We start from the raw sequence: 791 nt of genomic DNA, 5'->3' as shown, positions 1-791 counted from the left end.
GTTAAATGTTGTTCATCAAGGAATGCTTGATATTGCGTCTGATTACAATTGGTCGAGAGAGCCATTGGAGACTGCTTACCAAACCTGTTTAACGTCTGATTTAACATTTAAAAAGCAAATAAAAAAGCGGAAACTTAGCCCCAATAGGAAACAATATCTCTCCTTATGGGCATATTGTGATCTTTACCATTTTAAAATTAGTTGGACAGTATCTGATAAAAAAGGGGAAATAGTTAAGCAGGGTACGTTGCTGACAGAACAACCATCTTATATCGATATATGGTGTAGCTTGAATTTCCGTTGGATAGATGACGAACATTTTATTGTTGAGTCCAATTACAAAGGATTGATTTCAGATACTTGGGAAGTTGATATTTCGAATGGTGCAGTCCTAGCAACTTGCTGGTTTTAGCCTGTGTGAAACTTCCAATTTTGACGTGGCGTGTGTAGCAAGCCGTAGCCCGCACAAAACCTTCAGTCCTGACGTAGGGTGTGTGCGGAACGAACGCACGCGGTTTCTGCTTTTCAGACGACCTCAATACATTCTTTGAGGTCGTCTGAAACGTTTGTTCTTTAACAATCTCATTAGCAGTTAATATAGAGGTCGTCTGAAACACAACTTTCAGGCGACCTTTGTTGTACTGCGCCCTGCCACTACTACACTTACGATGAATTATTATACAGGCTCAGTGATAGTTGATGACTGCCAAATAGAGAAGCAGCTTTAGCGTGGGAAAAGGCTCAAGTAAGGGCTTATAAAGCTACTCATAATGGGCTTCCTCCTCCTATGC

The 791-nt window shown here is 40.8% G+C and carries 1 pseudogene; it reads left to right on the top strand.

The annotated features are described in order from the left end of the window. Positions 1-412: pseudogene (locus ACTHUT_RS21290) on the top strand (hypothetical protein); the annotation flags it as partial. Between the last annotated feature and the right edge of the window lie 379 nt (positions 413-791).

The organism is Neisseria sp. P0022.S010 (assembly GCF_051956635.1).
The sequence above is the reverse complement of the archived record's forward strand: the minus strand, read 5'-3'. Positions and strand labels throughout refer to the sequence as shown.